The following is a 6,203-nucleotide window of genomic DNA, read 5'->3' on the forward strand; positions in this document are numbered from 1 at the left end:
AATAAAGAGGACCCGATCGGCCCTCTTATGACGAACAATGCACCGCAGTTCCGTTATTTCTTGAATTTGACCATGATTGGCGTGCCGACTTCCAGGTTCATTTCCCCTTTATGACGGACATACACGACCTGGTTTCCTGGAAATGTTGGTGGATTTTCGGGATCAAAATTCCGCCAGTTTTTTTGCTTGCCAACTGCGTACTCCATGTATTGCGTCGCGTTGACAAGCACATTATCATCATCGTCTGCCTGTACATCCGGCGGCAACTGCTCGATTTTTCCATTACGGATGCTGAGCTTCTTAATGACTTTGTCATGTTGGTAATCATACGCTTGGATGACGACATCATTACCGTACACTTGCAAGCGCAGCCCTTGCTTGAAATCCCCTCCATCTGGCGTGACTTTCTCGCCGCCTTCTGGACCTGCTGACATCCATCCCGTTTCAATACCGGCCGTGTTTACGACAGTAAAGCCTCGTTTGTCTCCGCCTTTGACTTTCTTTTTGCCTGCCCAGTCCGGCAGATTCAGGTCCCAATGGGTGTGGCTTGAGAAGAAAACAACTTGCGGATAGTCTTTCAAGATGTCAAGGAGCTTGTCCACATCCAGGTAATCGTTCGTGTATGGACTTTGTCTGGAGCCCGAGATACTGTCCGGGAGCACATGGTGGGAGAATACAAAAATGGGCTTATTCTTGTCCTTCTTGCTATAACGCTTCAGATTATCTTTCAGCCAATCCAGTTGCTCGTCGCTCATGTATACTTCATCCCACAATTTTGGATCGTGGTATTTCATGTATTTTTCTGTGCCGAGGAAGAGAAAGGGATATCCGTTGATTTCTTTTTGGTGATAGACTTTGTCTTCTCCGCTGAATTGGTAGAAGTTATCGAACAACTCTTCTTCCGTTGTCCCGTTTGGCCAGCTACTTTGTGCAAGCGTTTGGGGATTCTTCCACTTCGGCACATAAAACTCATGATTACCGATGCTGTACCACACATTTTCAGGATGAGGATTTTTATCGAGCACATCTTGTACGGCTTGATATTCAAAATCGTAACCGCGAGGAGTAATATCACCGTTAATGATTAGCGCTTTGGACTTTGGATTTTCCTCATCGATGTCTTGCAAAACGTGACTAAAATCTCGGAGGTCTCCCTGGATGTCACTGATCACGTCAAATGTCATCGTCATCTTTTTCTCAGAAAATTTGTCTTTTGCATGAGCGGAATCAACGACTGGCAGAATTCCACCCAACAAAATGGCAGAAGCAGCGATACTAGATACCATTTTTTTCATTACGGATCTCTCCTCATCTGTTTTTCGTCAAGACGGCTATCCGGTTTACCAGCATTTCCCTGATGTCACTCCACCTTTCAGTTGTTTTTATGTGTGTTTTGTTGTTTTCTTACACCATAAATAGTAAATGTCCAACATAAAGAAAACATTAAACCAACATTAAGATTGCTAGAATGGAGCAAAAAGGTACTTAATACCCGCCTGATTATAGAAAAAAAGGCACAGGACCCTAACCCAATCCTGTACCTCCCTTGTTTTTGATTCTATAAAATATCATTTTCTTATTTTGGGAATGCCTGAATAACAATTTCTAGATCTTTCTTAAATGAATCAACCTTTTGCTTATCTTTACTGAAAAGCCGATCATCATTTATTTTCCCCATAAGTTCACTTAGTTTCTTGAATTCATCTTGTTTCCCTTCGATCTCCATAAGGTTATTCTCATTTACTAATGACTGAATCTTTTTAAGATATTCTTTTTTATTCTGGTACAATGTTACGATTGCGGATTGTAATTGTTCATCTGCTATCATCTGTTTTGTTTCTTCATTGGTAAAGATAATGGATGGGAGGAAAAGGGGGTTTGGAATCAAATTGCTATCAATCATTCCTGATAGATATGCCAACCTCTCTTTGTCTTTTACATTGGAGAGTTCTTTCGTAATAAGTTCAAACTGATAGACAGAGGATGTGTGTTGATGTTTGAATACGTCTTTCAAAGTCATTTGGAATTGATTATGCGTAGGCTCCGGCGATGTTGTGCTGCAAGAAGCAAAAATAAGGGATAAACCAAATATGATGGAGAATGATCTCTTCATGAGGTTTTTTTTTCCTTTTTTAATTTTATATTAACACCACTGTATTACACCATCGTCCCAGACTTGCTAATTTTTCTTGCTTGGAGAAATCGACGTCACCGGTTGGACTCCACGAAGGAATCTATTTATCTTGTAAAAAAAGAAAAATCCACCCGACTCGAGTGGCAGTGATGATCTTTTATATTATGGGGACTTGGAAAAAAAACCTATATTTATCAACACTTAAACCCGTTCGCACCTCCGTTCGTATGCGGTAATTTTGGGTGCTTGTTGACGAGTTTGGTCAACAGATCATCAACAACTGGTCAACAACTTCAATCTCAAGGGAGCGTATATAGATATGGATTTGCAATATAAAGGGGTTAACAAAACGCGGACGCATGGAATGGATTGAACGTGATCTCGCATCTTCATTCCGTCCAGAAGGTTTGATAATGGAAGAATGGCAAGTTGAGCAATACAGACCGTTTGTACATGGTATTCGGGATTGTATCGGTCGTGATTTAACAAAAGATGAGCTTAGTACGATGGTTGATTCAGCGCCGCTACATGCTCTGGCAGCTTGAAGCCCATTCCAATCGAATCGTTAATTTTTATGGACAATTCGTATCTCTCCAAAACAGAACCTTCGTTCCCATTTCATGAGAACAACATGGGTACATGCAACCACAACTTTTTTCCAAACAGAAAGCTGAGGTATGAATACACGAATCAATTTCCAATAATTCACATTAATAGGAATAACCATTATGCTCTAGTTGTTTATATAATCTAAATATTGGTAGTGTATGTAAATGAAAAAGTTTTTATTCTCTGGAGCTAACTTGATATTGATTTTAATCTAGTAGTGCTAGGAAAGACTTATTTGTGTGCTTCCCCAAGATGGGATGAAAAAGCTCTCGACTTTCTCATAGTACAATATGGCTGACCGAATCCCTTGCAACCATTTGAAAAAAATAACCCCCCTGCATATTTCAGCAGGGGGGAGTGAAATTAGTAACTGATACGCACGTTGTCGATAAACGCCGCATCGTCACCAGCAGAAGAGGACCCGTCTTTGTAATACTTGAATGCGACGGTCTGAGAACCCGTTCCAAGCGCAATTTCATGGTTGAGAACCCAACCAGTAGAACCGGAGATTTTCAACTTGCTAACTCCGTTAACCAGAACTTCAAAGAAGTCGTAGTTTTGTTCGGAGCTTACACGGTAGTCGAAAATCACTTTCGGGCTAACACCAGTCGTTGGGATAGTCTCGGTGAACGAAGCTTGAGAAGAGCCACCGTGACCGATTGCATAACTCTTGTAGCTCCAAGAACCGGTAGATGCACTAATTTTCGAATCATCCCAATCTCCACTCCATGTGTAGGTGGTCATTGAGCCTTCGAAGTCTTCTGTCTTGCGAATGCTTCCAGTTCCACCGCTAGTACCAGCAGTAGCCTTCATGTCGAAAGCACCTGTGTTACTACTGTTGTATGGCATGACTTTGATGTAGACAACCTCGTTTGCCGCCATAGTGCGAGTAAACATTGGGTTGCTTCCATTGCCCTCGTCATCGGAACTCGCCAGTTTATCCAGATTGACATTGTACAGGTCAGCTTTCAAGTCGATAGCGGCATTCCATGTCTCGAATGTGTAGGAGCCAGCGCTTGGAGCAACGAAGCGGAAAATCACATACTTATTGGTTGTAGCTGGGATACTACTTGCCACAGTGCCAACAGGCAAAATGATTGATTCAGCAAAGGAGGAGCCATCACCACTTGCGAGTTCACCAGTCTTAGACAGGGACAAAGTAAAGGAACCTGCTTGAGTGTAAGGAAATCCATATACACCAATGTAATAGGTGTTTCCTGCAACGAAGTCTGCAACAGTTGGGGAAGTTGAGTTAGAACCAGTAACACGGTTTCCACCAACACCATATGCGTCTACTCGTGGAGTGATTGCACCAGATGTGGTCAGCGTGTACTTACCAGAAACGGTAGGAACATACTTATAGATGATTGGCTTTCCTGCAACAAGAGTTCCAGACACACTAGAACCAGTCAAGGTAGCACGAGTAACGGTCTTGGATGTCCAAGGAGAAACTAGCATACCCTTACCATAAGCGATGTCTTGACCCTCAACACCATAGTCGATAACGTTAGATTCGAAAAGGTTACGAAGTTGTGTAGCTGTGTAGTTAGGGTACATTTGTTTATACAGTGCAAGAATACCAGCCGCATGTGGTGTGGCACAAGATGTTCCATTGAAGGAACTGTACAGTGTGCTTGGAGTAACCCAGTCAGTACCAGCGTAGTTTGCATCACTTGGTCGAGTGGACATTACACCGTCACCAACAGCAGAAACGTCAACAGCCTTACCACGACTTGAATAGGCCGCAATTCTACCAGAATCGGTTACACAACCTACGGTGATAACAAAATCGTATTTGCCAGGGTAGAACACACAGTCGTCTGGGTCTGGGTCTGTAGAATACTGACCACCATTTGCCTCATTCATAGCCGCACAAACGAACAGGACACCGTTGTTGTTGAAGTGGTCGCGCCATTGTGTTTCACGAGTAGGACTGTTAGTTTCTGAACCGAAACTGCAACTGATGATTTTTACTCCTTGTCCTACTAGCCAGTCAGTTCCTTTAAGAATGGCAGAACTATTCATTGCACCAGAGCCATCGTTGCTATCAACTTTTACGCCATACAGCAAGCAGTCAGGTGCGATACCGACATAACCAAGAGTATTGTTACGCATACCGATAATACCAGCTACTTTGGTTCCGTGACCATGACTATCTGCACCAGCAGGAACGGTTGTGCTGTTTGCGTTGTACGTCCCAGCATAAACCAAGTCTTCGTGGGGTGCCGCACCAGTATCCAAGTAACCAACTTTAACACCAGCGCCAGTATAACCACGAGAATGGAAAGCCGTAATGTCCATCATTGTATGCGACCACTCAGCAGGGCTTTGAGCCATGGCAGGATAAACTACAGAATCCTCTTCAACGAACATAACATCTGGGTCATTACGAAGGTCTTCCAACAGTTCTTCATTGGCATCTTCGATTACGAATACACGAGGAGTATGTTTCAGTTCATCATGCATTTTTGGCTTCTTAGCCATTTTCTTCGAAGCGTGTTTCTGAAGATGCTTTTCGAGCTTGGTTTTGTTCTTCCCGTTGTCGTGTTCCTTGAAGGTAATCAGGTGAATTTTACTCATAATCCCTCTCCTTGTTCTCGAAATTTCGTATGTTAACTGATCCACCTAGATTAATAGCTTAAAATCAGAAGCATACGACACAAATAGAAAAGCCACCCGGCGTCCCGAGTGGCTCAGTTCCTATTTGCTTGTCTCCATTTTATCAAAGAGTCCTGTTCTCTCGCTGAAATCTCCTGGAGTGTAAACTTTTGTAACTAAGTGTAAGCCTAGTAAACTTATCCTATTGAGTTTGTTTTGCAAAAGAAAAAGCACCGCGCGGGTGCCTTTTCTTAGTTTTTCGCTACGTCGAACAGATGTCTCTCTGGACTTTCTCCATTTGTAATATCCTGCACGGGATACTTTTGCAAAACTGAGCAGCCATGATAATCGATATTTGGTTTGCATTTGTTCAATAATTGAGAACCTTGCTTTCTTCGAAGTCACTCCCCGTTTAGATTTGGATATCGCTTTTTTAGATATTCATTCTCCGCTTTTATGTATGCTAACTCTTCCTCAACGCTTGTGAATTTGGTTTTTGGACGCCCTTTTCGCCATGCCTGATTTGATCGAGAAGCTGTTAGTGCCTCCCCACTACGAACCTTATTAACCCAGTCCAACACCTGTCTTTTTTCTGGAATGCCTAATCTTCTGGCGACTTCTCTAGAAGATACTCCGGTCTCGTAAAGACGTTTACGGCTTCCATTTTTTCCTCTTCCGTATAAATTCTAAATGTTTGTCCTTTTTTAGCCATAAAAAATCCCCTCTGGTCAATTGTGGACTGACCCTAATTAATGAGACGTTGAAAAAGCACCTAGGCTACCTGTTTCCCATACTCGTATGGAGACAGGTAGTTCAATTTTTCCTGAATTCGATCTTGGTTATAAAAACAGATGTAATTTTC

The 6,203-nt window shown here is 42.5% G+C and carries 4 protein-coding genes; all 4 read right to left on the reverse strand.

Going from position 1 to position 6,203, the window contains the following annotated elements; all coding sequences use genetic code 11:
* Nucleotides 1–53 precede the first annotated feature (53 nt).
* Complete coding sequence (locus tag M3630_RS22560) at nucleotides 54–1,295, reverse strand: DUF4073 domain-containing protein (protein WP_251253594.1); 1,242 nt, start codon at nucleotides 1,293–1,295, stop codon at nucleotides 54–56.
* A gap of 281 nt (nucleotides 1,296–1,576) precedes the next feature.
* The gene (locus tag M3630_RS22565; protein WP_251253595.1) at nucleotides 1,577–2,113 is read right to left on the reverse strand and encodes a hypothetical protein; all 537 of its coding nucleotides are present in this window, start codon (nucleotides 2,111–2,113) and stop codon (nucleotides 1,577–1,579) included.
* A 993-nt stretch (nucleotides 2,114–3,106) separates the two neighbouring features.
* Nucleotides 3,107–5,323 carry a S8 family peptidase gene (locus tag M3630_RS22570; protein WP_251253596.1) on the reverse strand — a complete coding sequence of 739 codons (2,217 nt, stop codon included), beginning with the start codon at nucleotides 5,321–5,323 and terminating at the stop codon, nucleotides 3,107–3,109.
* Between the two features lie 790 nt (nucleotides 5,324–6,113).
* A partial coding sequence (locus M3630_RS31225; RefSeq protein ID WP_483298460.1) for an IS3 family transposase occupies nucleotides 6,114–6,203 on the reverse strand: 90 nt, incomplete at its 5' end.

This window comes from Brevibacillus sp. MER 51 (genome assembly GCF_023714195.1).
Lineage (GTDB): Bacteria > Bacillota > Bacilli > Brevibacillales > Brevibacillaceae > Brevibacillus.

What these genes read in the sequence shown, in the direction of transcription:
- M3630_RS22560 (WP_251253594.1), bottom strand. Translation starts at nt 1,295, where the DNA reads ATGAAAAAAATGGTATCTAGTATCGCTGCTTCTGCCATTTTGTTGGGT.
- M3630_RS22565 (WP_251253595.1), bottom strand. Translation starts at nt 2,113, where the DNA reads ATGAAGAGATCATTCTCCATCATATTTGGTTTATCCCTTATTTTTGCT.
- M3630_RS22570 (WP_251253596.1), bottom strand. Translation starts at nt 5,323, where the DNA reads ATGAGTAAAATTCACCTGATTACCTTCAAGGAACACGACAACGGGAAG.